Source organism: Thioalkalivibrio sp. ALJ15 (assembly GCF_000383695.1).
GTDB lineage: Bacteria > Pseudomonadota > Gammaproteobacteria > Ectothiorhodospirales > Ectothiorhodospiraceae > Thioalkalivibrio.
Genome location: NZ_KB912056.1, coordinates 270997 through 297913, shown reverse-complemented (window position 1 = coordinate 297913; position 26917 = coordinate 270997). Strand labels below are relative to the sequence as shown.

Annotated in this window: 24 protein-coding genes, 1 tRNA gene and 1 riboswitch; of the genes, 16 read left to right on the top strand and 9 right to left on the bottom strand. The window is 65.8% G+C overall.

The features are described from left to right. Positions 1–13 precede the first annotated feature (13 nt). Positions 14–1081: a diguanylate cyclase gene (locus G015_RS0101430; protein WP_012981553.1), complete on the top strand. Its 1068-nt coding sequence runs from the start codon at positions 14–16 to the stop codon at positions 1079–1081. Between the two features lie 59 nt (positions 1082–1140). On the opposite strand, the gene G015_RS0101425 is transcribed toward G015_RS0101430, so the two are convergent. Then, entirely contained in the window at positions 1141–1800 is a 660-nt protein-coding gene (locus G015_RS0101425) for a hypothetical protein (protein ID WP_028490869.1), read from the bottom strand. Between the two features lie 153 nt (positions 1801–1953). Further along, positions 1954–3843 carry a phosphomethylpyrimidine synthase ThiC gene (thiC, locus tag G015_RS0101420; protein ID WP_012981555.1) on the bottom strand — a complete coding sequence of 630 codons (1890 nt, stop codon included), beginning with the start codon at positions 3841–3843 and terminating at the stop codon, positions 1954–1956. 77 nt (positions 3844–3920) lie between these two features. Continuing rightward, positions 3921–4019, bottom strand: a riboswitch (TPP riboswitch). 100 nt (positions 4020–4119) lie between these two features. Here thiC and G015_RS0101415 point away from each other — a divergent pair. Further along, positions 4120–4800, top strand: a complete 681-nt coding sequence (locus tag G015_RS0101415; protein WP_012981556.1) for a TIGR00153 family protein — start codon at positions 4120–4122, stop codon at positions 4798–4800. Between the two features lie 27 nt (positions 4801–4827). Beyond that, a complete protein-coding gene (locus tag G015_RS0101410; RefSeq protein WP_012981557.1) occupies positions 4828–6084 on the top strand; it encodes an inorganic phosphate transporter in 1257 nt (418 codons plus the stop codon). A 102-nt stretch (positions 6085–6186) separates the two neighbouring features. On the opposite strand, the gene moaA is transcribed toward G015_RS0101410, so the two are convergent. Beyond that, positions 6187–7191 carry a GTP 3',8-cyclase MoaA gene (moaA, locus tag G015_RS0101405; protein WP_012981558.1) on the bottom strand — a complete coding sequence of 335 codons (1005 nt, stop codon included), beginning with the start codon at positions 7189–7191 and terminating at the stop codon, positions 6187–6189. A gap of 229 nt (positions 7192–7420) precedes the next feature. Between moaA and G015_RS0101400 the strand changes: the two genes are divergently transcribed. The 3 genes from G015_RS0101400 (at position 7421) to G015_RS0101390 (ending at position 12165) form a co-directional block, all read left to right on the top strand. Next, the gene (locus G015_RS0101400; protein ID WP_012981559.1) at positions 7421–10327 is read left to right on the top strand and encodes a molybdopterin oxidoreductase family protein; all 2907 of its coding nucleotides are present in this window, start codon (positions 7421–7423) and stop codon (positions 10325–10327) included. A gap of 67 nt (positions 10328–10394) precedes the next feature. Beyond that, positions 10395–11090 carry a 4Fe-4S dicluster domain-containing protein gene (locus tag G015_RS0101395; protein WP_012981560.1) on the top strand — a complete coding sequence of 232 codons (696 nt, stop codon included), beginning with the start codon at positions 10395–10397 and terminating at the stop codon, positions 11088–11090. A gap of 25 nt (positions 11091–11115) precedes the next feature. Beyond that, complete coding sequence (locus G015_RS0101390; RefSeq protein WP_012981561.1) at positions 11116–12165, top strand: DmsC/YnfH family molybdoenzyme membrane anchor subunit; 1050 nt, start codon at positions 11116–11118, stop codon at positions 12163–12165. 133 nt (positions 12166–12298) lie between these two features. On the opposite strand, the gene G015_RS14420 is transcribed toward G015_RS0101390, so the two are convergent. Together G015_RS14420 and G015_RS0101380 are read right to left on the bottom strand one after the other, a co-directional pair. Beyond that, on the bottom strand, positions 12299–12433 hold the full coding sequence (locus tag G015_RS14420) for a hypothetical protein (protein WP_012981562.1): 135 nt from the start codon (positions 12431–12433) through the stop codon (positions 12299–12301). A gap of 780 nt (positions 12434–13213) precedes the next feature. Beyond that, positions 13214–13290 (bottom strand) — tRNA-Arg (locus tag G015_RS0101380). A 190-nt stretch (positions 13291–13480) separates the two neighbouring features. On the opposite strand from G015_RS0101380, the gene G015_RS0101375 reads away from it, so the two are divergent. Beyond that, the gene (locus G015_RS0101375; protein WP_012981564.1) at positions 13481–14344 is read left to right on the top strand and encodes a c-type cytochrome; all 864 of its coding nucleotides are present in this window, start codon (positions 13481–13483) and stop codon (positions 14342–14344) included. Positions 14345–14408: 64 nt separating this feature from the next. On the opposite strand, the gene G015_RS0101370 is transcribed toward G015_RS0101375, so the two are convergent. Genes G015_RS0101370 through G015_RS0101360 form a run of 3 tightly spaced genes read right to left on the bottom strand, consistent with a single transcriptional unit; the run spans position 14409 to position 17009 of the window. Beyond that, positions 14409–15914, bottom strand: coding sequence for a YifB family Mg chelatase-like AAA ATPase (locus tag G015_RS0101370; RefSeq protein WP_012981565.1), 1506 nt, complete (start codon positions 15912–15914; stop codon positions 14409–14411). A gap of 59 nt (positions 15915–15973) precedes the next feature. Next, positions 15974–16228, bottom strand: coding sequence for an accessory factor UbiK family protein (locus G015_RS0101365; RefSeq protein ID WP_012981566.1), 255 nt, complete (start codon positions 16226–16228; stop codon positions 15974–15976). Positions 16229–16286: 58 nt separating this feature from the next. Beyond that, positions 16287–17009 (bottom strand): pteridine reductase, encoded by a 723-nt coding sequence (locus G015_RS0101360; RefSeq protein ID WP_018138211.1) that lies wholly within the window; start codon positions 17007–17009, stop codon positions 16287–16289. A gap of 133 nt (positions 17010–17142) precedes the next feature. On the opposite strand from G015_RS0101360, the gene G015_RS0101355 reads away from it, so the two are divergent. Together G015_RS0101355 and tsaD are read left to right on the top strand one after the other, a co-directional pair. Next, the gene (locus tag G015_RS0101355; RefSeq protein ID WP_020146047.1) at positions 17143–18276 is read left to right on the top strand and encodes a class I SAM-dependent methyltransferase; all 1134 of its coding nucleotides are present in this window, start codon (positions 17143–17145) and stop codon (positions 18274–18276) included. A 70-nt stretch (positions 18277–18346) separates the two neighbouring features. Continuing rightward, a complete protein-coding gene (gene tsaD / locus G015_RS0101350) occupies positions 18347–19357 on the top strand; it encodes a tRNA (adenosine(37)-N6)-threonylcarbamoyltransferase complex transferase subunit TsaD (RefSeq protein ID WP_012981569.1) in 1011 nt (336 codons plus the stop codon). A 9-nt stretch (positions 19358–19366) separates the two neighbouring features. Here the strand turns inward: tsaD and plsY are convergent, their stop codons facing one another. Continuing rightward, the gene (plsY, locus tag G015_RS0101345; protein WP_012981570.1) at positions 19367–19993 is read right to left on the bottom strand and encodes a glycerol-3-phosphate 1-O-acyltransferase PlsY; all 627 of its coding nucleotides are present in this window, start codon (positions 19991–19993) and stop codon (positions 19367–19369) included. A 105-nt stretch (positions 19994–20098) separates the two neighbouring features. Between plsY and G015_RS0101340 the strand changes: the two genes are divergently transcribed. The 7 genes from G015_RS0101340 (at position 20099) to ccoG (ending at position 26904) form a co-directional block, all read left to right on the top strand. After that, positions 20099–20845 (top strand): alpha/beta fold hydrolase, encoded by a 747-nt coding sequence (locus G015_RS0101340; protein ID WP_012981571.1) that lies wholly within the window; start codon positions 20099–20101, stop codon positions 20843–20845. 10 nt (positions 20846–20855) lie between these two features. After that, positions 20856–21728 (top strand): malonyl-ACP O-methyltransferase BioC, encoded by an 873-nt coding sequence (gene bioC / locus G015_RS0101335; RefSeq protein ID WP_012981572.1) that lies wholly within the window; start codon positions 20856–20858, stop codon positions 21726–21728. Between the two features lie 206 nt (positions 21729–21934). Then, positions 21935–23422: a cytochrome-c oxidase, cbb3-type subunit I gene (gene ccoN, locus G015_RS0101330; protein ID WP_012981573.1), complete on the top strand. Its 1488-nt coding sequence runs from the start codon at positions 21935–21937 to the stop codon at positions 23420–23422. A gap of 18 nt (positions 23423–23440) precedes the next feature. Then, complete coding sequence (gene ccoO, locus G015_RS0101325) at positions 23441–24175, top strand: cytochrome-c oxidase, cbb3-type subunit II (protein WP_012981574.1); 735 nt, start codon at positions 23441–23443, stop codon at positions 24173–24175. Between the two features lie 29 nt (positions 24176–24204). Further along, complete coding sequence (locus tag G015_RS0101320) at positions 24205–24423, top strand: cbb3-type cytochrome c oxidase subunit 3 (RefSeq protein ID WP_012981575.1); 219 nt, start codon at positions 24205–24207, stop codon at positions 24421–24423. Next, entirely contained in the window at positions 24420–25343 is a 924-nt protein-coding gene (gene ccoP, locus G015_RS0101315) for a cytochrome-c oxidase, cbb3-type subunit III (RefSeq protein WP_012981576.1), read from the top strand. The genes G015_RS0101320 and ccoP overlap by 4 nt, the downstream gene beginning before the upstream one ends. Positions 25344–25503: 160 nt before the next feature. Then, positions 25504–26904: a cytochrome c oxidase accessory protein CcoG gene (gene ccoG, locus G015_RS0101310; protein WP_012981577.1), complete on the top strand. Its 1401-nt coding sequence runs from the start codon at positions 25504–25506 to the stop codon at positions 26902–26904. Positions 26905–26917: the final 13 nt, after the last annotated feature.

The window sequence follows — 26917 nt, the reverse complement described above, 5'->3', positions numbered from 1 at the left end:
ACTGCGGGGACGGATGGATCCGCTATACGCGGAGGGCGAGGACACACGGCGAGGGTTTGCGGCCTGGCTGCGTGCCACGCGCATTCCGCAGGTGCGCTACATCGCGTTTCTGACCGCTGCGCTATATCTGTTGTATGCCGCCATCGAGCAGACGGTAGCCGTCGATGCGTCGGGCCAGCGGCTGCTGGCCCATGGCTTGCTGGTGCCCGGCATGTTGCTGGCCGTGGCGGCGATGACTTTCCGCGCGTCGCTCCAGCGTCCGATGTGGGCCTTGCTGATTATCGCGCCAGTGGTCGCGAATGCCGCCAACCTCTACCTGAATGCCGGTTCGCCACAGTTTCTGGTGTTCGCCCCCGAGATCTATCTGAGCATCATGTGGACCTTTGCGATCTCGGGCCTGGCCCTGCGTCAGGCCGCACTGGCCGCTACCGGGATCGTGGTGCTGGTCGTGGCGGCCAGTCTCCTCCAGACCCTGGAGACCGGCTTGCTACAGCTGCACCTGCTGTGGGTGCTGGCGGCGTTTTCGTTTGGTTGCCTGAGTGCCTTCGTGCTGGAACGGGCCCTGAAACTTACCTTCCTGCAGCAACGGGAGCTGGCGCATTCGGCGCAGGTCGACGAGCTGACCTCATTGTCGAATCGTGCGCATATCGAGCAGTTGTTCGAGGAGGAGTGTGCGCGCACCGAGCGCTATGGCCAGCCATTTTCTGTGATCCTGATCGACATCGACTACTTCAAGGCCGTGAACGATACCTGGGGCCACAGGACCGGTGACACGGTCCTCAAACAGTTCGCCGAGCTTCTGCGCCAGAACCTGCGCAAGGTGGATGCCATTGGGCGTATTGGCGGCGAGGAATTCTTCGTGCTGCTGCCACAGACCGACGCCGAGCAGGCGCAGGCGGCGGCCCGCGACCTGCAGGCCCGGATCAACGCCTTTGACTTTGACGCCGTCGGGCGGCGCACCGCGAGCTTCGGTGTGACCGAATACCGCCCGGGCGAGCGCCGGGTCGATACCTTCGACCGGGCCGACCAGGCCCTGTACGCGGCCAAGAAGAACGGCCGCAACCGCATCGAGGTGCGTTGAGCCCGGACAAGGGCACAGTAGTGGTTTTCCGACGGCCGCTGGTGTGGCCGGTTAGCGTGTTATCGAGGGCCGAAGTGAAAGCGGACACCGGTGCCGATGAAATTGGAACCGCTGGCATCGCTGACCACACCAAAGACGCCGGAGCGGTGATGGATACGGAGGAAGGCCTCCCATGAACTGTCTCGTGACGCGGACGGCGCGAAGGTGACTTCGGCCATCATGAACGCCTGGGTGCGGCTGGGGCGGCGATCCTCGATGACCGGATCGCCGAAGGCACGCGAGGGGCCGATGCCCCAAGCGGCCGAGGTGTCCACCAGTTGGTCCCAGGGGAAGCGGGTCCAGCGCAGGTTGGCGGCCGCGTTTAGTTCGAAGTGATCCTGCTGACCCCAGTGCCGGGCGACACTGATCTCGCCTTCGAGATGCAGATGGTCACTGAAGCGGTGGAGGCGGCGAGAGATGCCCGCGGCCGCCAGGTGCGAGTCCTGCATCGCGGTCTGGAACTGGAGGATCTCGACGAAGCGGGTGTCGGTCCAGCGAGCGCCATAGGCGAAGACCGAGATGTCTGGCCGCTGCTGTACGGCCGCTCCGTCGTCTCGGGCTGTGGCCGCCCCAATCTGACAGGCGGCCAGCAACGCGGCGAGGGCGCTGGCGCTGCGATAGCGGCTGGCGGTCGCGATGCCGTGGTCCTCCTGGCGGTACTTGTGCCGGGCGCAGTACAACAAGCGTAGACGTCCATTCTGCGCGGGGCGAGCGATCGGTTAGTGGCTCGTCACAGAACCCGCCTCCCCGTCAGCCGATAACGCCGCCATGATCGCCTATTGCGATTGAATCAGCGTGTCCCGGGCTGCCACCCGGGTTTCGTTGTTGGGGCCTCAGGTCTTGCGGTAGATCTCCGCGCCCTTCTCGACGAATTCCACCGCCTTCTCCTGCATGCCCTTCTGCAGGGCCTCGTCAGCGCTGATGCCCTGGGCCGCGGCATAGTCGCGCACGTCCTGGGTGATCTTCATGGAGCAGAAGTTCGGGCCGCACATGGAGCAGAAGTGGGCGACCTTGTGCGCCTCCTTCGGCAGGGTCTCGTCGTGGAATTCGCGCGCGCGCTCCGGGTCCAGTGCCAGGTTGAACTGGTCCTCCCAGCGGAACTCGAAGCGTGCCTTGGACAGGGCGTTGTCCTGCAGCTGCGCGCCGGGGAAGCCCTTGGCCAGGTCGGCGGCGTGGGCGGCGATCTTGTAGGTGATGATGCCGTCGCGCACGTCCTGCTTGTTGGGCAGGCCCAGATGTTCTTTCGGCGTCACGTAGCAGAGCATCGCGGTGCCGTACCAGCCGATGTTGGCCGCGCCGATACCGGAGGTGATGTGGTCGTAGGCCGGGGCGATGTCGGTCACCAGCGGGCCAAGGGTGTAGAACGGCGCCTCGAAGCAGTCCTCCAGCTCCTTGTCGACGTTCTCCTTCACCTTCTGCAGCGGGACGTGGCCGGGGCCCTCGATCATCACCTGCACGTCGTGCGCCCAGGCCTTCTGCGTCAGCTCGCCCAGGGTCTCCAGCTCGCCGAACTGGGCGGCGTCGTTGGCATCGGCCAGGCAGCCGGGGCGCAGGCCGTCCCCCAGCGAGAACGAGACGTCGAAGGCCTTCATGATCTCGCAGATCTCGTCAAAGTGGGTGTAGAGGAAGTTCTCCTGGTGATGCGCCAGGCACCACTTGGCCATGATCGAACCGCCGCGGGAGACGATGCCGGTCACGCGGTCAGCAGTCAGCGGCACGTACTGCAACCGCACGCCGGCGTGGATGGTGAAGTAATCCACGCCCTGCTCGGCCTGCTCGATCAGGGTGTCGCGGAACAGCTCCCAGGTCAGGTCCTCGGGCTTGCCGTCGACCTTCTCCAGCGCCTGGTAGATCGGCACGGTGCCGATCGGTACCGGCGAGTTGCGCAGGATCCACTCGCGGGTCTCGTGGATGTTCTTGCCGGTGGACAGGTCCATCAGGGTGTCGCCGCCCCAGCGCGCGGACCAGACAAGCTTTTCTACCTCCTCCTCGATCGAGGAGGTGACCGCGGAGTTGCCGATGTTGGTGTTCACCTTCACCCGGAAGTTGCGGCCGATGATCATCGGCTCGAGCTCGGGGTGGTTGATGTTGGCGGGGATGATCGCGCGACCGCGGGCAATCTCGTCACGCACGAACTCGGGGGTGATTTCATCCGGGATGGAGGCGCCGAACGACTCGCCGGCGTGCTGGCGCAGCAGCTTCTGGTAGCGCGGGTCGGCGCGCAGCTCCTGCAGGCGGTTGTTCTCGCGGATCGCGACGTACTCCATCTCCGGGGTGATGATGCCCTTCCGGGCGTAGTGCATCTGCGAGACGTTCGCGCCGGCCTGCGCGCGGCGCGGCGGGCGGATGTGCCCGAAGCGCAGGCTGGCCAGTTCCGGATCGGCGGCGCGGGCGCGGCCGTACTCGGAGCTCGGGCCGTCCAGCCACTCGGTGTCCGCGCGTTCGTCGATCCAGGGGCCGCGCAGGTCCGCCAGCCCCCGGTGCAGGTCGATGCTTGCGTCGGGGTCGGTGTAGGGGCCGGAGGTGTCGTAGACCGGGATCGGCGGGTTCTCTTCGGGGGTGCCGGAGGTCATCGTCGGCGTCTGCGCGACCTCGCGATACGGCACGCGGATGTCCGCGCGCGAACCCTCGACGTAACGCTTCTCGGAGTTCGGGAACGGGCGGGTGACCTCCGCGGAGACCTCGGCGGTCTTGCGGGCAAACGACTCGGGGATGGCGCTCATGATCGGACCTCTGCTGACGCGTGGGGCGAAGGGAGCGCGGGCAGGGCGATCGCGGGGGCAGGAACCCCAGGTACAGCAGACCGTTGACCGAGCTTCCCTCCGCCGGTGTTAACCGGTTCAGGTTCAAGGGGACTCTCTCAGCCCGACATGTGGTACGGGCACCCCCAGCTCTGGGCCACGATTGTAGCGCACGCGGCACACATTCGCCTGCAGGCGACAGGGTATCGAGGGTTGTTTTGCGGTACATTGCGCCTTTGTGACATTCTTCGCGCCGCCATGAGCCCCAAGAACTTCGTCTTCGAACTGTTTGGCCGTTCGCCGGTGCGCCCCCTGCAGGCGCACATGGAGAAGGTGCGCGCCTGCATCGCCGAGCTCCCGCCGTTCATCGAGGCCATGGCCCGGGACGACTGGGACACCGCGCGCGTTCAGCAGAAGAAGATCGTCAAGCTCGAGCACGAAGCCGACCGCCTGAAGAAGGACCTGCGGCTGCACCTGCCCAAGGGCATGATGCTGGCGATGTCGCGCCGCGACGTGCTCGACACCCTGCTGATCCAGGACCGCATCGCAAACATGGCCAAGGACATCGCGGGGCTGATGCTGGGCCGCCAGATGCAGTTCCCGGCCAATATGCAGGGTCCATTGCAGCGCTTTCTGGATCGCAGTGTGGATGCGGTCAATCAGGCCGGGCGCGCGGTCAACGAGCTGGACGAGCTGGTCGAGGCGGGCTTTCGCGGACACGAGGTCGAGGTGGTCAACGACATCCTGACCGAGCTGGACCAGATCGAGCACGAATCCGACGAGGCCCAGCGCGAGGTACGCGAGATCCTGTTTGCCCAGGAGGCGGAGCTGCCCCCGGTGAACGTGATCTTCATGTATCGCGTGATTGATTCCATAGGCGAGCTGGCCGATCTGGCCCAGCGCGTGGGCAGCCGCCTGCAGCTGATGCTGGCCAAGTAACCACTCGCACCACGTACCGAGGACCGCATGGAATACGGCACCCTGTTGCTCGGCCTTGCAGTCATCTTCGGGCTCTTCATGGCCTGGGGTATTGGCGCCAACGATGTCGCCAACGCAATGGGTACCTCGGTCGGCTCGCGGGCCCTCAACATTCGCCAGGCGGTCTTTGTGGCCGCGGTGTTCGTGTTTGCCGGGGCGTGGCTGGCGGGCGGCGAGGTGACGCAGACCATCCGCAGCGGGATGGTGGACTCGGCACTGCTCGCGGACAGTCCTTCGCTGCTGGTCTACGGCATGCTCGCGGCGCTGGCGGCGGCGGGCACCTGGCTATTGACCGCTTCCTATTTCGGCTGGCCGGTCTCCACCACGCACTCCATCATCGGCGCGATCATCGGCTTTGCGGTGGTGGGCCTCGGATTTGAAGTGGTGCGCTGGGAGCGCGTCGGGACCATCGCGATCTCCTGGGTGCTGTCCCCGATGATCGGCGGGATGATCGCCTTCGCGCTGTTCCGCAGCATCCAGTTGCTGATCCTCGACACCGTCGACCCGCTGAAGAACGCCAAGCGCTGGGCGCCGCTGTATATCTTTCTGACGGCCTTCGTGACCGCGCTGGTCACGATGTTCAAGGGGCTGACGCACGTCGGGCTGGACCTCACTACCGCCCAGGCCTACAGCTTCGCCGTACTGATCAGCGTGGCGGTGGTGGTGGTCGGACTCTTCGCGATCCGGCGCCTGCGTTTCGAGGAGGCCTCCTTGCAAGCCCACGGCTCGCACTTCAGCGATGTCGAGAAGGTCTTCGGCGTGATGATGGTCGTCACCGGTTGTGCGATGGCCTTCGCGCTGGGCTCCAACGATGTCGCGAACGCGGTCGGGCCGCTGGCCGCGGTGGTGGACGTGATCCAGACTGGCGAGGTGGACCCGGAGACCGTGGTGCCGATGTGGGTCCTGCTGCTGGGCGGCTTCGGGATCGTGTTCGGGCTGTTTACCTATGGCCACAAGGTGATCGCCACGGTCGGCACCGGCATCACCCAGCTGACGCCCAGCCGCGGTTACGCGGCCACCGCGGCGGCGGCTGCGACCGTCGTACTGGCCTCCGGTACCGGGCTGCCAATCTCCACCACCCATACGCTGGTGGGGGCGATCCTGGGTGTCGGCATGGCGCGCGGGATCGCCGCGATCGACCTGCGCCTGGTGCGCATGATCTTCATGTCCTGGATCGTGACCCTGCCGGCCGGGGCGATCCTGGCCATCGTGTTCTTCTTCATTCTGCGCGGGTTGCTCGGTTAGCTGCAGAGGCGGCAAGCCCTGGCCCTAATAAAGCGGCCCCCCTAACAAGAAAGGCCCGTCTCGCTGGACGGGCCTTTCTTGTTAGCAAGCCTTGCGGTGGTGTCATCCGCCGGTCATGGACATGAAGCGCATGACCTTCTCCGGGCGTTCCGAGAACTCGTGACGCTCGGGTTTCAGGTTGATCGCCTGGATTACCAGGTCTTCCAGCTCCGAGTCGCTGCAGCCTTCGCGCAGGTAGGGGCGCAGGTTCAGGCTGTGTTCGTTGCCCAGGCAGGTGTAGATAGTGCCGTCCACCGACAGGCGCACGCGATTGCAGGTGTCGCAGAAGTGCTGCGAGATCGGGGTGATGAAGCCGATGCGCACGTCGGTATCCGGGATCTGCATGTAGCGCGCCGGGCCGCCGCCGGGCATCACGCCGGGGACGAGGTTGTAGCGCTGCTCCAGACGGGCGCGCACGTCCTGCAGGTTCACGTAGTGACCCTCTTTTGCCTCGCGGCCAGTGTCGCCCATCGGCATGGTCTCGATGAAGCGCAGAGTGAAGCCGTGTTCGATGCAGAAGTCGACCATGTCCTCGACCTCCGGCTCGTTGATCCCGCCCATCACCACCATGTTGATCTTGATTGGGTCGAGCCCGGCGGCCTTGGAGGCCATCAGGCCGTCCAGCACCTTCTCCAGCTTGCCGCCGGTGATCTCCTTGAAGACCTCGGGTTTGAGCGAGTCGAGGCTGACGTTGATGCGGGCCACGCCGGCGTCCTTCAGCTCCTGGGCATGGCGCGCCATGCGCGTGGCATTCGTGGACAGCGAGATGTCGTCGATGCCGGGCAGGGCGTTCAGGCGCGCGGCCAGATCCGGGAGGTTCTTGCGCACCAGCGGCTCGCCGCCGGTCAGGCGCACGCGGCGGGTGCCGAGTCGCCCGAAGGCCCCCATCACGCGCTCGATCTCCTCGAAGCTCAGCCAGTGCTCCGGCTCCTCGAAGTCACGAAAGCCCTTGGGCATGCAGTAGAAGCAGCGCAGATCGCAGCGGTCGGTAACTGAGAGACGGACATATTCGATGCGGCGGCCGAAGGCGTCGACCAGGGCGTTCTCGTCCTTGAGGGCGTGTTGCATACGGTGTCCCGTCCTGCCGCTGGGGGCGATATGTTTCATGGTACACATCGTAGACCACTTTTCCGTGATTGCCACAACAAGGCCCCAGATTCGATGCGGCAATAAATAAATTCTCTCGTAGATTATTTCTGCTTATTCCTAGATAAGAACTTTTCGTTAGCCAAAAGGCTTCTTTATGGCCAATATGCCCAGCGTGAATAAGCAAACCATAATCTATGGGGTCGCCTGAATGAGTGCCTTACCCGAGTTCGAGAACCACAGCGAGCAGGAGATCAAGTACACCACCTGCTACATGTGTGCCTGCCGCTGCGGCATCAAGGTTACGGTCCAGAACAACAAGGTCCGTTATATCCAGGGCAACCGGCACCACCCGATCAACAAGGGTGTGCTGTGTGCCAAGGGCAACGCCGGCATCATGAAGCAACAGTCCCCGGCGCGCCTGCACCAGCCGATGCGCCGCAAGCCGGGTACCGAGCGCGGCGCCGGCGAGTTCGAGCCGATCTCCTGGGACGAGGCCCTGGACATGCTGTCCACGCGTCTGCAGAAGATCCGCGAGACCGACCCGCGCAAGCTGGCGTTCTTTACCGGCCGTGACCAGATGCAGGCCCTGACCGGCCTGTGGGCGACCCAGTTCGGCACCTATAACTGGGCGGCCCACGGTGGCTTCTGCTCGGTCAACATGGCCACCGGCGGCCTGTACACCACCGGTTTCGCCTTCTGGGAGTTCGGCGATCCCGACTGGGACCGCACCAAGTACCACATGCTCTGGGGCGTGGCGGAAGACCATGCCTCCAACCCGATCAAGATCGGGCTGGAGAAGCTCAAGCGCCGCGGCGGCAAGTTTGTCGCCATCAACCCGGTGCGCACCGGCTACCAGGCGATCGCCGACGAGTGGGTGGGCATCAAGCCCGGTACCGACGGCCTGTTCGCGCTGTCGATGCTGCACGTGCTGCTGAAGAACGATCAGTTCGACTGGGATTTCCTGGTGCGCTACACCAACGCCACCCAGCTGGTCGTGCAGACCCCGGGGCAGAAGGGCGATGGCCTGATCCTGCGTGACGAGGCCGGCAACCCGCTGGTCTGGGAACTGGAGCAGGAAGCGTTCGTCGACGGCACCCAGGTCGATATCAAGCCGGCGCTGTTCGGCGAGTACACCGCGCCCGATGGCCGCCCGGTCAAGACCGTGATGACGCTGCTGGCCGAGCGCTATCTGTCGGAGGAGTATTCCCCGGAAAATACCGCCAAGATCACTGGCGTGCCGGCCGACCAGACCGAGCGTCTGGCGCTGGAGATGGCGCACGTCGCGTTCAAGGAGACGATCGAGCTCGACATCGAGTGGACCGACTCCTGGGGCCGCAAGCACGACAAGGTGTTCGGCCGTCCGGTCTCCATGCACGCGATGCGCGGCATCTCCGCGCACTCCAACGGCTTCCAGACCTGCCGCGCGATCCATCTGCTGCAGATCATGCTGGGCTCGGTGGACTGCCCTGGTGGTCACCTGGCCAAGCCGCCGTACCCCAAGCACGTCCCGCCGGGCATCAAGCCGGCCAAGGAATGCGCGCCGAACACCCCGCTGAAGAGCCCGCCGCTCGGTTTCCCGACCGCGCCGGAGGACCTGGTCATCGATGACGACGGCAACCCGCTGCGCATCGACAAGGCCTTCTCTTGGGATGCTCCGATCTCCAACCATGGCCTGATGCACATGGTGGTGACCAACGCGGTCAACGGCGATCCCTACCCGATCGACACGCTGATCTTCTTCATGGCGAACATGTCCTGGAACTCCTCGATGAATACCGCCGAGGTGATGGACATGCTGCGGGCGAAGGACGACAGCGGCGAGTACAAGATCCCGTTCCTGGTGGTCGCGGACGCGTTCCACTCGGAGACGGTCAACTTTGCCGATCTGGTGCTCCCGGACACGACTTATCTGGAGCGTTACGACACGATCTCCATGCTGGACCGCCCGATCTCCGAGCCGGCCGCGGCGGCGGACTCCATCCGCCACCCGATCCTCGAGGTCGACCGCGACGTGCGTCCCTGGCAGGAGGTCATGGTCGAGCTGGCCGGTCGTCTGAAGTTCCCGGCGTTCACCAACGACGACGGCAGCCGCAAGTTCGACGATTACAAGGACTTCATCGTCAACTTCGAGAAGGAGCCGGGGATCGGCTTTTTGTCCGGCTACCGCGGCAAGGACGGCAAGAGCCATCTGCGTGGCGAGCCGAACCCGAAGCAGTGGGAGGCGTACATCGAGAACCAGGGGTTCTTCGTGCATCACCTGGCGCCGAACCAGCAGTTCTACCGCTACGCGAACAAGGAGTACCTGGAGCTGGCCAAGCACGCCGGCTGGGTGGGCAAGACCGATCCGATCACGATCGAGCTCTATTCCGAGACCCAGCAGCGCTTCAAGCTGGCCGGCCAGGGCCTGTATGACGGTCCGCAGCCGACCAAGCAGGAGCACAAGGATCGCCTGACCCAGTTCTTCGATCCGCTGCCGATCTGGCACAAGCCGCTGGAGCAGACCCGTATCGACGAGGACGAGTACCCGTTCTACGCGGTCAACCAGCGCCCGATGTTCATGTACCACTCCTGGGACTCTCAGAACGCCTGGCTGCGTCAGATCTGCGCCCAGAACTACCTGTACATGAACCGCGGCAAGGCCGAGTCCATGGGCATCGAGGACCTGTCCTGGGTGTGGATGGAATCGCACAACGGCAAGGTCCGTGTGCAGGTCAAGCTGATCGAGGGCTGCGAGCCGAGCACCGTCTGGACCTGGAACGCGATCGGCAAGCAGAAGGGCGCCTGGGGCCTGAAGCCGGACGCGAACGAGTCCAACAAGGGCTTCCTGATGAACCACCTGATCAGCGAGCTGCTGCCGAAGAAGGGCGATCCGGTGGACAACATCACCAACTCCGACCCAGTAACCGGCCAGGCCGCGTGGTACGACCTGAAGGTCAAGATCACTCCGGCCGATCCGGAAGAGGCCAGCACCTGGCCCGACTTCGACACGGTCAAGCCGGCCCCCGGCATGTCCGAGGCCCCGGATCAGCTGCGCTACGCCGCGCACAAGCCGGTGCACCTGAATCGTTCCATCCGTGACGTGCTGACCCGCGGCTCGCTGGACGAAGACCGCTAGGCATCACGGATCCGGGCCATGCCGCCGGCCCCGGCCGGCGGCCCGAGGAAATTTGAGGAGTAGTTGTATGCGACTTGGACTCGTAATCGACATGGACACCTGCGTGGGCTGTCACGCCTGTGCGGTGGCCTGCAAGCAGTGGAACACCAGCGGCACCACCGGTGCGCTGACCGACTATCGCCCGTACGGCGAGGACCCGAGCGGCGTCTGGTTCAACCGCGTGCGCCACTACGAGGTCGGGGACTACCCCAACAACAAGACCGTCAACATCCCGATGTCCTGCATGCACTGCCAGTATGCCGACTGCGTGAATGTCTGCCCGACCGGCGCTTCCTACAAGCGTCCGGAAGACGGCATCGTGCTGGTCGACCAGGACAAGTGCATGGGCTGTAACTACTGTGCCTGGGCCTGCCCCTACGGTGCGCGCGAGCTGGACCGCGAAGACGGCGTGATGAAGAAGTGCACGCTGTGCGTGGACCGCATCTACGACGAGGCCCTGCCGCCGGAAGAACGCCAGCCGGCCTGCGTGATCACCTGCCCGGCCCATGCCCGGTTCTTCGGTGACTTCGACGACGACAACTCCGAGGTCAGCCGCCTGGTGCGCGAGCGTGGCGGCGTGAAGCAGATGCCGGAGCTGGGCTACAAGCCAGTCAACACCTATCTGCCCCCGCGTATCACCCGTCCCATCCCCATCGACGACGTGCGGGCCAACCGTCTGGTCAGCTCGGTGAAGGACTGGGTCAACAAGATGGTCGCGCGCTAGGCGCGGCCCGATCGGGAGAATTCATATGCATCCGGCATTTTCCGTCATCCTGTTTACCGTCATCTCCGGTGCGGGCTACGGCCTGTTCATCCTGCTGGCGGCCTTCCACCTCGCGGGCATCGGTCCGGCCATGAGCCACGGCGAGCTGCTGGCACACGGCGCGGTCTCGCTGGGGATGATCACCCTGGGGCTGATGCTCTCCACCGGCCACCTGGCGAACAAGAAGAACGCCTGGCGCTCGTTCATGCGCTTCAAGACCTCCTGGCTGTCGCGCGAGGCCGTGTTCGCGGTGCTGTTCTATCCCTTCGCCGGGATCTATGGCCTGGGCGTCCTGCTGCAGGGCGCGGCCATCGGGCCGTTGCCGGCGCTGGCCGGCGTGATCGCCGCCGTGCTGGCCGTGATCACCCTGTTCTCCACGGGGATGATCTACGGTTGTCTGAAGACCATCCGCCAGTGGAACACCGCGCTGACCCCGGCCAACTACATCATGCTGGGCATCGCGACCGGCACCACGCTGTTTGCCGCCATTGCCACCGTGTTCGGCAATGCCACGGCGATGCATGCGGGTGTCGCGATGGTCGCGCTGGTTGCTGCCGCCGTGCTGAAGGCGATCTACTACTTCTGGATCTCGCGCGTGAATGGCCCGACGATCAATACCGCCACCACCTTCAACCGTGCGACCGTGCGCCTGCTGGATACCGGCCACACCGCCGGCACCTTCCTGACCGACGAGTTCGGCTACGACCCGCGCAAGGACACCATCGACAACGTGAAGATGGGCGTCTTCCTGCTCGGCTTTGTGGCCCCGGTCCTGGTGTTCGCGTCGATCCTGTCGGGCGCCCCGGCCGGCATCGCCTGGCTGGCCGCTGTCTCGAGCCTGATCGGTATCGGCATGGAGCGGTGGCTGTTCTTCGCCGAGGCCAAGCACGTCGTGCGCCTGTACCACGGTGCCCAGACCTGCACCAACTCCCTGGCCGAGCCCGCTCGCGGCCGTACCTCGGTCGCGCCGGTCACGGACCCGACTGACGCGCGCCGCTGGGAGCTGGGGGATACCCCCGGGGGCTCCGGCTCCTGATGTCGGCCGGCCTTCGGCGGTTGCCGGGCGCAGTTGCCGGGTGACCACCGAGGGTCTCGTCAGGGAATACCCAACTAAAACGGGCCAGCATGCTGGCCCGTTTTTTTATGGTGCCTGGTTTCCCCAAGGCGGGTTATTTCGCCTTGTCGTCCTCGTGCATGCCATGAAGGATGAAGTAGCCGACATACACGAAGAACGCCACGATGCCCACCAGGGTCAGGATCGTCAGGATCCCGATGGGCGATTGAAACATGATTTCAGTCAACATCACGCACTCCCGGTTGCAGTGGTCACCTTCAAGCTAGCGCTGCTGCCGGGGCTTCGATTTGATCTGGATCAAGGGAGTGGCGGCATTTGCCGGTCAGGATGCCGGATCGCCGCGCTGGTCGGGCCAGGACATGTTGGAAGCGGAACTGATGTTGCGCCCGAGAGGGTGAGCCGGGGTTTCGCGAAGCACGGCTTCGCGCCGGCGAACGCCCCGAGGCTGTCGCCGAGGGGGTGACTTGCGATGCCGTGCCGCTGCGCAGGCCTTGATTCGACGGGGGCGCGGCGTTGGGCTCGGGGGTGTTCGGGCGGCGCGCCCGAGAGGATGGCTGCGCGACCTGCGGTCGCTTGGCCCTTCGGGCTGGCACCGCCTGCGGCGGTACCGCGCGTCGGCCCGCTGCGCGGGCCTCGGCTCGAACGGAGGCATGGGGCTGGCTTCCTGGGTGTTCGTGCTTCGCGCCCGAGAGGATGGCTTCGCCGCCTTTGGCGGCTCGGTCCTTCGGACCGGCACCGCCGGTTGGCGGTGCCGCGATGTCGGCCCGCGATGCGGGCCTCGATTCGAACGGAGGTTCGCGGGGTTGGCTCCGAGGGCGTTTAAACGTCGCGCCCGAGAGGATGGCTGCGCGACCTGCGGTCGCTTGGCCCTTCGGGCCGGCACCGCCTGCGGCGGTACCGCGCGTCGGCCCGCTGCGCGGGCCTCGGCTCGAACGGAGGTTCTCATCGGGCCCTCGGGGCACACCCCCATAAAGAAGAAGGGCCCGCTAGGGGCCCTTCTTCTTTATGATGGCGCGCCCGAGAGGATTCGAACCTCTGACCTCTGCCTCCGGAGGGCAGCGCTCTATCCAGCTGAGCTACGGGCGCAAGACGAGTAATGATACGGGGCGCTGAGCGGGTCCGTCCAGCGCATTTTTGACTGCCCTACTGGGTTTGTGGTCTCGAGAGGGACGATGCCCTATACTCGGCGCCCGATTTGCGCGCCTGGCGCGTGGGAATACTTGGGCTAGGAACCATTACGGCCGCGCGCGGCCCGCACCTTTCGGAGGGAGAGCAAGTGGCGAATCAACCGATCAAGATGGACACCGGTAACAAGGTGTTGATGTTCATCGCATCCGTGGCGCTGCTCGCCACTGTGATCTACCTGTTGATCCAGTTGGCGAACTTCATGGGAGGGCTCCAGCTAGGCGAGCCCAGTGAGGCCGAGCGCGATCGGATCGTCGAACGCATCCAGCCGATCGGTCGCGTGGCCTCCGGTCCGGTCGATATGGAGGAAGAGACCGCCGACCTGAGTCCGGGTGACATCTACAGCAATGTCTGTGCGGCCTGTCACGACACCGGGGCCTCCGATGCCCCGATCAAGGGCGACTCCGACGCCTGGGCCGCCCGCCTCGACGAGCGCAGCCTGGACGAGGTGTTCGACAACTCCATCAACGGCATAGGTGCGATGCCGGCTCGCGGCGGTGATTCCAGCCTGAGTGACGAGGAAGTGAAGCTGGTGGTGGTCTACATGCTGGACGAAGCCGGTATTGATCACGGCTGGGAGCCCGAAGACGCCAACGGCGATGAGAACGGCAATGGTGACGAAAACGGTAACGGCGAGGCCGTGACCGAAGATGACGATGCCGCTGTCGAGGACGACGAAGCACTGGAAGGGATTGCCCTGGATACCGGTGACGTGAGTCGTGGCGAGTCCCTGTACAGCACCTGCATCGCTTGCCATGGTGCCCAGGGTCAGGGTTCCCCCGCGTTCCCGAAGATTGCCGGCCAGACCGCCGAGTACACCGCCGACAAGCTCGTGCGCTACCGTGCCGGCGAGACCGTGGGTGACCGCACGGCCCTGATGGCGCCGAATGCGGCCCGCCTGTCGGACCAGGACATTGCCGACCTGGCGGTGTACGTCGCGACCTTCGAAGACTGATCGGTTTCGATCCGATCTCAAGGCCCGCGTCGGCAGCTGCCGTGCGGGCCTTTTCTTTGCCTGGTTACTGGGTGCGCCAGTGATCCAGCGCGCGATAGCTGAGCGCCTCGGTCAGGTGACCGGTCGTGATCGGGTCGCTGGGTTCGAGGTCGGCGATCGTCCGCGCGAGGCGCAGGATGCGGTGGTAGGCGCGTGCCGACAGGCGAAAGCGCTCCGCAGCGCGGTCCAGCAGGGCGCGATCGCCTGCCTCCAGGGTGGCGTGCTGGTCCAGCATCTGGCCCGCCAGTTCGCGATTGAGGGAGCCCTGGCGTTGCCGTTGGCGTTCCTGCGCCAGGGCGACGCGTTGCGCGACGGTCCTGGAGTCTTCGCCGGGTTCGCCATGCGAGGCCAGTTCGGGCGGCGGGATGCGCGGGACCTCGATCGCCAGGTCGATGCGGTCCAGTAGCGGCGCGGACAGGCGTCGCCGGTGGCGCGCCATCTGTTCCGGGGAGCACTGGCAGCGCGCCCCGAGGTCGCAGTCGAAGCCCTGTGGACAGGGGTTCATCGCCGCTACCAGCTGGAACCGGGCGGGAAACTCGGCCTGCCGGGCGGCTCGGGCGATATGAATCGTCCCGGTCTCAAGCGGCTCGCGCAGGACATCGAGCACACTGCGCTGGAATTCGGTCAGCTCGTCCAGAAACAGCACGCCGTGATGCGCCAGCGAGATCTCGCCCGGGCGTGGTGTGGAGCCACCACCGACCAGTGCGACCCCCGAGGCCGTGTGGTGGGGCGAGCGGAACGGTCGGGCGCGCCAGTCGCGCTGCAGGTGGCCGGTGTCGCGCAGACTGTGGATCGCGGCGGTCTCCAGTGCTTCCGCCTCGGACATCGGTGGCAGGATGCCCGGTATGCGTGCGGCCAGCATGGACTTGCCGCTGCCGGGCGGGCCGACCATTAACAGGTGGTGGCCACCCGCGGCCGCGATCTCCAGTGCGCGACGTGCCTGGTGCTGACCGCGCACATCGGCCAGGTCGGGGTAGCGATCCGGTTCCGCTTCGACGGGTCGGCCCTCGTCCAGCTCCCCTTGACCCTGCAGCCCGGCGCAGACCGCGATCAGGTGGTCGGCGGTGCGCACCCGCGCGGCGCTGGCCAGTGCCGCCTCGGCCCCGTCCTCGGGGTTCACGATCAGCTCGCGCGCCTCATTAGCGGCTGCCAGTGCGGCGGCCAGCGTCCCGCCGACCGGTCGCAGGGTCCCGTCCAGTCCCAGTTCGCCCAGAAACTCGCGCCCTTCGAGGGCGCTGCCCGGGATCTGCTGGCTGGCGGCGAGGATGCCCAATGCGATGCCGAGGTCGAAACGCCCGCCATCCTTCGGCAGGTCGGCCGGGGCCAGGTTGACGGTGATGCGGCGGCGGGGAAAGTCGAAGCCGCTGGTCTGGATGGCCGCGCGGACGCGGTCGCGGCTCTCGCGCACGGCCGCCTCCGGCAGGCCGACAATCTGGAATGACGGCAGGCCGTTGGCCAGGTGAGTCTCGATGGTGACCAGCGGTGCCTGGATCCCGGCGACCGCACGGGCATGGCTGATGGCAATGGGCATCCTTGCCCTCCCTGTTGCGGGTCCGGGCCTCCGTGCCCGGTGGTTCTATGGGGAGTGTGTTACTCCGCGGTCTTGCGTTCGGCCTCGAGGGCCTCCACGCGGGCTTCCAACTCGGCCAGGCGTTCGCGGGTGCGTTCCAGCAGCGCAACCTGGACGTCGAAGTCCTCGCGGGTGACCAGGTCCATGCGCTCGAAGCCGTGCTGCAGCGACGAGCGGACCTGACGCTGGACATCCTCCTGCATATGGCGCACCGACTCTGGCAGGCTCTCGGTGATCCGGCGCGCGAGATCGTCAAAGCGTTTGGGGTCGATCATGGGCCGTTCTCTTCTTTTGATTCGAGGATGTATTCAGTGTAGCGCGTCGCGCGGATCGTTACTGCGAGGCGGAGCGCCCGCCATCCACCGGGATCACCTGTCCGGTGATGTAGGGCGCATCCAGCAGCAGAAAGCGTACCGTACGGGCGATGTCGTCGGGGTGGCCCTCGCGTTTGAGGGCGGTGCGCTCGACCATCGCTTCGTGCGTCCCGGCATTGTTCGGATCCTCGGGCGAGAGGATTGCGCCGGGTGCGACGCCGTTAACACGCACGTCCGGGCCCAGTTCGCGGGCATAGGCCTGGGTCAGGGCCCAGAGTCCCGCCTTCGCCGCGGAATACACGGGGTAACCCTTCAGCGGGCGCAGGGCATGAATGTCCACGATGTTGACCACTGCGCCCCGGGTGCGCGCGAGCGCCGGCGCACAGGCCTGGGTCAGAAATGTGGGGGCCTTCAGGTTGGACCCGACCAGGTCATCCCATGCCTGCGTATCGATCGCGCCGACCGGGGTCGCGTAGAAGGTCGAGGCATTGTTGACCAGGTAATCCAGCCGCCCCCAGGCCTCTTCCGCCTCGCGTGCCAGGCGCTGGATGTCGTTCAGGTTCAGCAGGTCGGCTTGCAGGATGCGCGCGCTGTCCTCGCGCCGGGCATTCAGCGAGTCGGCCAGGGCGGCAGCGTCGTCGCGCGACCCTCGATAGTGAATGAGCACGCGCAGGCCCTCGCCGTGCAGCCAGCGCACGATGGTCGCGCCGACCCGGCGCGCGGATCCAGTGACCAGCACCACGCCGGTTTCCGATCGCTCTCCCTGTGTGTGTTCCGTCACGTCATGCCTCGCCTTGGTACCATTTGTCGCCATGCTGCCGCCGAAACCTAGCACACCCACGCCGGACGACCCGGCTGCCGCCATCGCGCGGCAGATGCACGACTCCCTGCAACAGAGTATCGCCGCGCACGGCGGGTTCCTCCCGTTTGTCGATTACATGCACCAGGCGCTGTATGCGCCGGGGCTCGGCTATTACGTGAACGGGGCGCGCAAGTTGGGCGCGGGCGGTGATTTCGTGACCGCGCCGGAGCTGTCCTCGCTCTTCGGCGAGACCCTGGCCAGCTGGCTGGCCCCGCTGCTGCGCGACGAACTGGCGGGCGGCGGGCAGTTGCTGGAGTTTGGCGCGGGCAGCGGCCGGCTGGCCGGCGATGTGCTTGTGACGCTGCGCGAGCTGGGCGTGGGCTGGCAGTGCTACAAGATCATCGAGGTCAGCCCGGACCTGCGGGCCGTGCAGCAGGAGCACCTGGCGGAACGCCTGGAGCCGGAGGAGTACGCCCGGGTGGAATGGCTCGATGCCCTGCCCGAGGAGCCGATCCGGGGTGTGGTACTGGCGAACGAGGTGCTCGACGCACTGCCGGTGGAGCTCTTTCGCTGGCGCGAGGGCCAGCCCTGGCAGATGGGTGTCACAGTGGATGGCGACGGCAGGCTGGTGCTGGCGGAGCAGTCGGCCCCCGAGCCACTGGCGGACGTCGTGCGCGAGCTGCAGGCGGTGCATGGCCCCTGGCCCGACGGATACACCTCCGAGTGGCGTCCGGCTCAGGCGGCCTGGGTTGCGAGCGTGGCCGCTTGTCTGGAGCAGGGTGTAGCGTTGCTGGTCGACTACGGGTTTCCGCGGGCCGCGTATTACGCCGCGGAGCGCCACCAGGGCACGCTGGTTGGCTATTACCGTCAGCAGATGATGCTGGACCCCCTGGCGCAGCCCGGGCTGATGGACCTGACGGCCAGCGTCGATTTCACTGCGGTGGCCGAGGCCGCGGATGCGGCGGGGCTCGATGTGCTCGGTTATGCCGCGCAGGGCGAGTTCCTGCTGGGTGCGGGCCTGGCGCAGCGCTTCGAGGCGCGCGTCGGCAGTGGCGAGGATGCCCGCAAGACCATGCAGGCCGCCCAGGCCGTGCGCATGCTGACCCTGCCCGGAGAGATGGGCGAGCGTTTTCAGGTGATGACCCTGGGTCGCGCCTGTACCGCGCTCGATTTCACCGCGATCCCCGATCGGCGCGGCCGCCTGTGAGGGACTCGCAATCCCGTCCGGTTCGCCCGGAATCCTTCCCCGCACCCGTGCCCCGAGGCATGCTGCTCTTATGAAAGTCCTGGGTATCGAGACCTCCTGCGACGAGACGGGCGTGGCGCTGATCGATGATCAGCGCGGCCTGCTCGCGCACCGGCTGTACAGCCAGACTGACCTGCACGCGGTCTACGGCGGCGTGGTACCGGAGCTCGCTTCGCGCGATCACATCCGGCGCCTGCTGCCGCTGCTGCGGGCGGTGCTGGACGAGGCGGGCGTGAAGGGCCCCGAGCTGGATGCGATCGCCTATACCGGCGGGCCGGGCCTGCTTGGGGCCCTACTGACGGGGGCCTCGGTCGCGCGTTCGCTCGCCTGGGGCTGGGGCGTGCCGGCGATGCCGGTACATCACCTCGAAGGCCATCTGCTGGCCCCGTTCCTGGAAGACGCCGGGCTCGATTTCCCGTTCCTGGTGCTGCTGGTCTCGGGCGGGCACACGCAGCTGATCCACGCCCGATCTCTGGGCGACTACGAACTGCTGGGCGAGAGCATCGACGACGCCGCTGGCGAGGCCTTCGACAAGACCGCCAAGCTGCTGGGGCTGGGCTATCCCGGAGGTCCCGCCCTGTCGCGCCTGGCCGAGCAGGGGGCGAGCGATGCCCTGCGCCTGCCGCGCCCGATGCTCGACCGGCCGGGGCTGGACATGAGCTTTTCCGGCCTGAAGACGGCCGTGCTGACTGCCCTGAACAAGCAGGAATACCGCCCGCAGGATGTCGCGCGCGCGTTCGAGGAGGCGGTCAGCGAGACCCTGGTGGAGAAGACCCGGAGGGCGCTGGAGCAGAGTCAGGCCCCGGCGCTGGTGGTCGCCGGTGGGGTGGCCGCGAATACCCGGCTGCGCGCGGGACTGCAGGCGATGGCCGCGCAGCAGGGGGTGCCGGTGTATTTTCCGCGGATCGAGTTCTGTACGGACAACGGGGCGATGATCGCGCTCGCCGGGCTGCGCCGCCTGCAGGCGGGCTGGACCCCCGACGACCAGGCCCCGGCGATCACGGCGCGTGCCCGCTGGCCGTTGGCGGAGCTCTCCGCCTGAGGCAGACCGCTAGTCTCGGGGCGGCTCTTCCGCTTCGGCTTCGTCCTTCTTGTAGCCGATCTTGCCTTCCTCGCCGCGCATCAGGCGGCGGATGTTGGTGTCGTGGCGGATGAACAGCACCACGGCCATGCCCGCCACGATCAGCGCGACCCAGAAGTCCGGCTCCAGGAACACGAAATAGACGGGTGCCAGGGTCGCCGCGACCAGGGCCGACAGGGAGGAGTAGCGCCAGATCGCGGCGACCACGAGCCAGGTCAGCAGCGTGAGCCCGCCGACCAGCGGGTTGAGCGCCAGTAGCACGCCCAGGGCCGTGGCCACGCCCTTGCCCCCACCAAAGCGGTAGTACACGGGAAACACGTGTCCGAGGAAGGCGGCCAGGCCGATCAGGCCAAGCGCCCAGGTCGGGAAGATGCCGAGCTGGGCGGCGACGAACACCGGCAGCCAGCCCTTGCCGACATCCCCGATCAACGTGATGATGGCCGCCTTCTTGCCGCCGTAGCGCAGTACGTTGGTCGCACCGGGGTTGCCCGAGCCCGTGTGACGCGGGTCCGGTAGCCGCAGCAATTTGCTCACGACGATGGCCGTGGAAAGCGATCCCAGCAGATACGCGATGACAATGCCCAGTACGATGTCCATGCAAACTCGACCTGAAGATTCGGTTGGGTGGGGTTCGGCGCGAACCGGCGCCCATGATACGCAAGCCGGGGCGCTGAGTTCAGGGTGGCGGCGGGTTGGCCCGCGATGACGCGCCCGACCCTTGTGCTGCTGCACGGCTGGGGGTTCTCCCCGGCAGTCTGGGCGCCTTTGCGTGCCGCGCTGCCCGGGTTCGAGATCCACGCGCCGGCCCTGCCGGGGCACGGGGAACTCGCTGGTGGAGAGGCCCTGGGCGATCCTGTGGCTACCTGCGAGGCCATCCGGGCTCAGCTGCCGCGCCCGCTGTCGCGCCCCATCTGGCTGGGCTGGTCGCTCGGCGGGCTGGTTGCGCTGGAGCTGGCGCGCCAGATGCCGGATACCCGGGGGCTGATCCTGCTCAACTCTACGCCGCGTTTTGCAGCGGCCCCGGACTGGGGCCATGCGCTGCCGGCCGCGGAGCTTGCGGACTTTCAGTTGGCCCTCGAGGGGCCCCGGCGGCGACTGCACCGGCGACTGGCCATGCTCTGCGCCAGGGGCTCGCCGGAAGCGGCCTCGCTGGCCGCCGACCTGACGAGCGAGCTGGAGGGTACCCCGGCGACCGATCAGGGCCTTGCGGCCGGGCTGGCCTGCCTGATGGGCCGTGACCAGCGCGCCTGCTGGCAATCCAGTCCGGTGCCGGTCGCGGCCTGCCTCGCCGAGGGGGACGCGCTGGTGCCGTCCACCGTGGCGGACGGCCTGCGCGGCCTGCGCCCGGACGCCCGACTGGCCGTGCGGCCCGGGGGGCATGCGCAGTGGTGGCAGGACCCGGCGCCCGTGGCGGCCTTCATAAACGAGTTTGTAGCGGCACTGGAGTGATCGGCGATCCATGACGGAGGCAGATGAATACGCACTCGACAAGGCGCGCGTACGCGAGGCCTTCGGGCGGGCGGCCGCGGGCTACGAGGCCCATGCGGTGCTGCAGCGCGAGGTCCAGGGGCGGCTGCTCGAGCGACTCGATCTGGTCAAGCTCCAACCGGTCCGCGTGCTGGATCTGGGCTGCGGCACCGGGGAGGCGCTGGATCTCCTGGCGCGGCGCTACCGCAAGGCCGAACTGACCGGTGTCGACTTTGCCCCGGGGATGGTCGCGGCGGTGCAGCGCCGCGGCCGCTGGTGGCGACGGCCGCTGGCCGTGTGTGCGGACATCGAGGCACTGCCCCTGCCGGAGGCGCACTACGATCTGGCGATCTCCAGTGCGGCGTTGCAGTGGTGTGCCAGCCTCGATCAGACCTTTGCCGAGGTGCGGCGTGTGCTGGCCCCGGGGGCGCTGTGGACCTTTTCCACCTTCGGCCCGGATACCCTGCGTGAGCTGCGCGCGGCCTTTGCCGAGGTCGACGGCGGGGGCGCGCAACACGTGAATGCCTTTGTCGATATGCATGACATCGGTGATGCCCTGGTGCGCGCGGGGTTCGCCGATCCGGTGATGGATCAGGAGACCCTGACGCTCACCTACGGCGATTTCCAGACCCTGCTGCGGGATCTGCGCGGGGTGGGGGTGCGCAATGCGCTGGCCGGGCGTGGGCGCGGACTGCTGGGCCCGCGCCGGTTGCAGGCCGTGGCCGAGGCCTATGCGCGGGCGTTTGCGGTCGAGGATCGACTGCCGGCGACTTGGGAGATTGTGTATGGCCATGCCTGGGTGCCGGAGGCCCCGCCGCCCTCGAAGCCGCAAGGCCGGGTGATCCCGGTTCGGCCGGTCTCTTGATCCAGATCAATCCGGCGCGATTGGCCCCTCGCAGAGCAAGGCCATAAAGATGTATTCTCTCTGGCGCTGAAAGTTCCGCCTGACTTGGGGCTATTTCCGAGTGTTACAGGCGGTCTTGGTTTTTTGTGCGTCTGGAATGGGGTAAAGTTCACGCCCCCCGAAACCATCGGGACATCCGTGTTCCCCGCAGCAAGGTGGAAAAAGTCATGTCGCAAGCAGCCACTACGGCGGGTTCCGTACCCGCAACGTCAGTCGCTTCAACCGAGCAGTACAACTACGCGATCGTCAAGCGTTTCGCGATTGCCGCCGTCCTCTGGGGCGTGTTTGGCATGGCGGCCGGGGTCTGGATTGCCTCGCAGCTCGCATTTCCGTTCCTGAACTTCGATATCGCCCAGATCACCTTTGGCCGATTCCGTCCGGTACATACCACGGCGGTCATCTTTGGTTTCGGTGGTAACGCCCTGTTTGCGACGTCCTACTATGTCGTCCAGCGCACCTGTCAGACACGGCTGTATGGTGATTCGCTGGCGAGCTTCACCTTCTACGGGTGGAACCTGGCGCTGATCCTCGGCGTGATCACCTACACCATGGGGATCACCCAGGGTCGCGAATACGCCGAGTTCAACTGGCAGATCGACATCATCATCCTGGTCGTGTGGGTGGCCTACTTCTGGATCTACCTGCAGACCCTGCTGCGTCGGAACCAGCCGCATATCTATGTGGCGAACTGGTTCTTCATGTCGTTCATTCTGGCGACAGCCTTGCTGCACATCTTCAACAACCTCGAGGTGCCGGTCGGCATCTTCCACACCGATTCCTACCCGCTGTTCTCCGGCGTGCAGGACGCGATGCGTCAGTGGTGGTACGGCCATAACGCGGTGGGCTTCTTCCTGACCGCGGCCTTCCTCGGGATGATGTACTACTTTGTGCCCAAGCAGGCCGGTCGACCGATCTACTCGTACAAGCTGTCGATCATCCACTTCTGGGCGCTGGTGTTCCTGTACATGTGGGTGGGGGCGCACCACCTGCACTGGACCGCCCTGCCGGACTGGGTCTCCACCCTGGCGGCGACCTTCTCCATCCTGCTGCTGCTGCCCTCCTGGGGTGGCATGATCAACGGCATCATGACCCTGTCGGGGGCCTGGGATAAGCTGCGCACCGACCCGATCATGCTGTTCCTGATCACGGCGCTGTCGTTCTACGGCATGTCGACCTTCGAAGGTCCGATGATGTCGCTGAAGAGCGTGAACGCGCTGTCGCACTACACCGACTGGACCGTCGGCCACGTGCACTCCGGTGCGCTGGGCTGGGTGGCGATGATCACCTTCGGTTCGCTGTACCACCTGATCCCGCGTCTGTGGGGCGTCAACCTGTACAGCCTCAAGCTCGTATACGTGCACTTCTTCCTGGCGACCATCGGGATCGTGCTGTACATCACCGCGATGTGGGTGGCCGGTATCGGTCAGGGCCTGATGCTGCGTGCCTTCGACCAGTACGGGAACCTCGCCTACACCTTCACCGAGTCGGTGGTGTTCCTGCATCGTCCGTATGTGGTGCGTGCCATTGGTGGCGGGTTCTTCCTCGCCGGCATGCTGATCATGGCCTGGAACATCGCCATGACCGTCCGCATGGGCATCAAGTCCGAAGCTCGCGAGCGTGAAGAAGCCCGCGCGGCCGAAGCCCGCACGGCCTGATAGGGAGAGACTAGATCCATGAAGCACGAAAGCGTTGAAACCAATGCCGGCCTGCTGATCATCCTGACGCTCGCGGTGATCAGTGTGGGCGGCCTGGTCGAGATCGTCCCGCTGTTCTACATCGACGACACGATCGAAGAAGTAGACGGCGTGCGCCCGTACACCCCGCTGGAGCAGCGCGGGCGGGACATCTTTGTCCGCGAGGGCTGCTACACCTGCCATTCGCAGATGGTGCGCCCGTTCCGTGACGAGATGCTGCGTTACGGCCACTACTCGCTGGCAGCGGAGTCCAAGTACGACCATCCGTTCCAGTGGGGCTCCAAGCGTACCGGGCCTGACCTGGCGCGCGTTGGTGGCAAGTACTCCAATGAATGGCAGGTCCAGCATCTGATTGACCCGCAGTCGCTGGTGCCCGAGTCGATCATGCCCGGTTATCCGTGGCTGGCGACCACGCCGCTGGACTACTCCGATATCGCGGCGCGTATGCGTGCCCTGAAGCGAGTCGGCGTGCCGTACTCGATCACCGAGGAAGAGTACGAGGCCAATGTCGAGAAGTTCGGCGAACAACACGCCCGGATGTTCGACATCAACAACGCCGAAGAGATGCTGATCGAGCAGGCGCAGGCCGAGAACTTTGACGGCGACTCCTCGTTCATCTCCGAGATGGATGCCATGGTGGCCTACCTGCAGGTGCTCGGCACCATGGTGGACTTCAGCGAATACGACGACGGCCACTTCGCCGAATTCCGTTAGGGAATTCGGCCCGGCCAAGGTTGGGAGAAATGGCAGCAGCCTGGGAATGGATCACGGATCTCGGCAACAGCAAGATGTTTGCGCTGGTGCTGTTCATGAGCACGTTCATCGGGATCGTGATTTACCTGTTCGCCAAGCCGAGCCGGGCCAGGAAGTTCGAGACGTATCGCTACATTCCTCTGGAAGAAGATGATTCGCACCTGGAGCCCACGGCCCGGCGCGACAAAACCGAGAGCGAAAAGCAATGAGCACACAGGACAACCGCGATAAGAACCAGGTCGAGACCACCGGGCACGTCTGGGACGGGGACCTTCAGGAATACAACAACCCGCTCCCGCGCTGGTGGCTGTGGGGCTTCTACGCCACGGTCGTGTTTGCGCTGGTCTACTGGCTGATCTATCCGGCCTGGCCCATCGGCGACAGCTTCACCAAAGGCTTTGCCACCATCACCTACGAGGTGAACGGCGAAGAGCGCACCACGCACTGGAATACCCGTGCCCTGCTGGCCCGCGACATGCAGACCGGCGAGTACGCGGTGCGCCAGCGCGAGATGCTGGAGCAGGTCGCCAGCCAGGACTACGAGACGATCCTGGCCGACGCCGACTCCATGAGCTTCGTCAACGCCTACGCCCAGGGCTCCTTCGGGACCTGGTGCGCGGCCTGCCACCAGGTCGGCGGCGCGGGTGTGATCGGGCAGTATCCGAACCTGCGTAACGACCACTGGAAGTGGGGCGGCACGGTCGAGCAGATCGAGCACACCATCCGCGAAGGTCGTCTGGGCTACATGCCGGGCTATCGCGACACGCTGACCGGCGATCAGATGAACGAAGTGGCGGCCTATGTCCTGTCGCTGAACGATTACGATGTTGACTCCGACCTGGCGGATGCCGGCGAACGGATCTTCACCGGCATGGAGGGCGGCTGCTTCCAGTGCCACGGCGAAGATGGCCAGGGCCTGGCCTCGCAGGGCGCGCCGAATCTGACCAACAACATCTGGGGTCTGATCGACGTGCAGGGTGCGGACAGTGACTCCGAGCGCCTGCGCCTGGTGGCCAACTTCGTCCGCGATGGTATCCAGCGCGAGATGCCGGCGTTTGCCGACCGCCTGTCGGACGACGAAATCAAGATGCTGACGGCGTACGTCCACTCGCTGGGTGGCGGTCAGTAAAGCCATTACTCCCGGGGTTCACCTGCGGGTGAGCCCCGGTTCGCACTACAGGGGTTCCGCACGGGTTTCTTGACGGCCGTACGGGCCCCTGCTTCCGTTGGGGAGACACTCCCTCGCACATGGTGGTGTGCGTACGCCGGGTTCATGCCCGGGAGGATTCATGGCGCAAGGCCAGCCAATCTACGAGGCTCGGATTCCGATCCACCCGCGATCGGTCAAGGGCCGTTTCCGAAATCTCAAGACCGGGATCCTTCTCCTGGCCTACGGGGTATTCTTTGGCCTCCCCTGGCTGCGCTGGGACCGTGACTACGGTCCCAGCCAGGCGGTTCTGTTCGACATCCCCAACCGGCAGTTTTTCCTGTTTGATCTGGTCGTCTACGCCCAGGACATCTTCTGGCTGGCGGGCTTTCTGGTCCTCGCGGCATTGCTGCTGTTCTTCGTCACCGGCGTGCTGGGCCGGGTTTTCTGTGGGTATTTCTGCTTCCAGACACTGTGGACCGATGTGTTCATGTACCTGGAGCGCAAGATCCAGGGCGAGCGGCCGGCCCGTATCCGGTTGTCCAAGCAGCCGTGGAACTTCGAGAAGGTCTGGAAGCTGGGGGCCACCCACCTGTCCTGGCTCCTGGTCGCATTCGCCACGGGCCTCGGTTTCGTCCTGTACTGGGCCGATGCCCCGACCCTGGTGCGTGACTTCTTTACCGGTGATGCCCGGTTTGCCTCCTATGTGACTGCGGGACTTCTGACCGCCACCACCTATACCTTTGCCGGGCTGGCGCGCGAGCAGGTCTGTACCTTTATCTGTCCGTACGCCCGATTCCAGAGTGTGATGTTCGATCGCGATACCCTGATCGTTTCGTACGACCAGAACCGCGGCGAGGGAACGGCCGGTCGCGCGAAGGTGAAAGCGGGTCTGAAGACCCGCGAGGAGCGTCAGGCCGCCGGGGTCGGTGACTGCATCGATTGCGGGTACTGCGTCCAGGTATGCCCGACAGGGATCGATATCCGGGATGGGCTGCAGGTCTCGTGCATCCACTGTGCGCTGTGCATCGATGCCTGCGACACCATCATGGACAAGCAGGGGTGGCCCCGCGGCTTGATCGCCTATTCGTCCGAACGCGAGCTCGAAGGCGGCAAGACCCGCTGGCTGAAGGGCAAGACGCTCGGGTATGGCGCGGCGGTGCTGGTGGTCATCGGCGCGCTGGTGTTCAGCATTCTCGAACGCCCGCCGGTCGATGTGAACGTCAACCAGGTGCGCCAGCCGCTATTCGTGCAGATGTCCGACGGTCGAGTGCAGAACAGCTACGAACTGCGCCTGAACAACGTCTCCGACCAGGAGCTCGATTTTACGCTCGATATCGACGGACTCGAGGGTGCGACGCTCGACCTGGGCCAGGTCGAGCAGATCCGGCTTGAACCCGGCCAGCGGCTGACTGTGCTAGCCCGCGTGCGCCACGACGTGGAGGCCGGAGCGGATTCGCCGATTCGCTTCTATTTCGTGATCAGCGATCGCGAAGGGCGGATCGACCCGGTCGAGGCCGATGCCCGCTTCAGCCACCGCTAATCGCGCGGGAGAC

Coding starts and splice junctions, on each gene's coding strand:
- ccoO (WP_012981574.1), top strand. CDS start 23,441: ATGAAGCACGAAAGCGTTGAAACCAATGCCGGCCTGCTGATCATCCTG.
- plsY (WP_012981570.1), bottom strand. CDS start 19,993: ATGGACATCGTACTGGGCATTGTCATCGCGTATCTGCTGGGATCGCTT.
- G015_RS14420 (WP_012981562.1), bottom strand. CDS start 12,433: ATGTTGACTGAAATCATGTTTCAATCGCCCATCGGGATCCTGACGATC.
- G015_RS0101400 (WP_012981559.1), top strand. CDS start 7,421: ATGAGTGCCTTACCCGAGTTCGAGAACCACAGCGAGCAGGAGATCAAG.
- thiC (WP_012981555.1), bottom strand. CDS start 3,843: ATGAGCGCCATCCCCGAGTCGTTTGCCCGCAAGACCGCCGAGGTCTCC.
- G015_RS0101410 (WP_012981557.1), top strand. CDS start 4,828: ATGGAATACGGCACCCTGTTGCTCGGCCTTGCAGTCATCTTCGGGCTC.
- ccoP (WP_012981576.1), top strand. CDS start 24,420: ATGAGCACACAGGACAACCGCGATAAGAACCAGGTCGAGACCACCGGG.
- bioC (WP_012981572.1), top strand. CDS start 20,856: ATGACGGAGGCAGATGAATACGCACTCGACAAGGCGCGCGTACGCGAG.
- G015_RS0101355 (WP_020146047.1), top strand. CDS start 17,143: ATGCACGACTCCCTGCAACAGAGTATCGCCGCGCACGGCGGGTTCCTC.
- ccoN (WP_012981573.1), top strand. CDS start 21,935: ATGTCGCAAGCAGCCACTACGGCGGGTTCCGTACCCGCAACGTCAGTC.
- G015_RS0101415 (WP_012981556.1), top strand. CDS start 4,120: ATGAGCCCCAAGAACTTCGTCTTCGAACTGTTTGGCCGTTCGCCGGTG.
- G015_RS0101430 (WP_012981553.1), top strand. CDS start 14: ATGGATCCGCTATACGCGGAGGGCGAGGACACACGGCGAGGGTTTGCG.
- ccoG (WP_012981577.1), top strand. CDS start 25,504: ATGGCGCAAGGCCAGCCAATCTACGAGGCTCGGATTCCGATCCACCCG.
- tsaD (WP_012981569.1), top strand. CDS start 18,347: ATGAAAGTCCTGGGTATCGAGACCTCCTGCGACGAGACGGGCGTGGCG.
- G015_RS0101320 (WP_012981575.1), top strand. CDS start 24,205: ATGGCAGCAGCCTGGGAATGGATCACGGATCTCGGCAACAGCAAGATG.
- G015_RS0101340 (WP_012981571.1), top strand. CDS start 20,099: ATGACGCGCCCGACCCTTGTGCTGCTGCACGGCTGGGGGTTCTCCCCG.
- moaA (WP_012981558.1), bottom strand. CDS start 7,191: ATGCAACACGCCCTCAAGGACGAGAACGCCCTGGTCGACGCCTTCGGC.
- G015_RS0101370 (WP_012981565.1), bottom strand. CDS start 15,914: ATGCCCATTGCCATCAGCCATGCCCGTGCGGTCGCCGGGATCCAGGCA.
- G015_RS0101390 (WP_012981561.1), top strand. CDS start 11,116: ATGCATCCGGCATTTTCCGTCATCCTGTTTACCGTCATCTCCGGTGCG.
- G015_RS0101365 (WP_012981566.1), bottom strand. CDS start 16,228: ATGATCGACCCCAAACGCTTTGACGATCTCGCGCGCCGGATCACCGAG.
- G015_RS0101395 (WP_012981560.1), top strand. CDS start 10,395: ATGCGACTTGGACTCGTAATCGACATGGACACCTGCGTGGGCTGTCAC.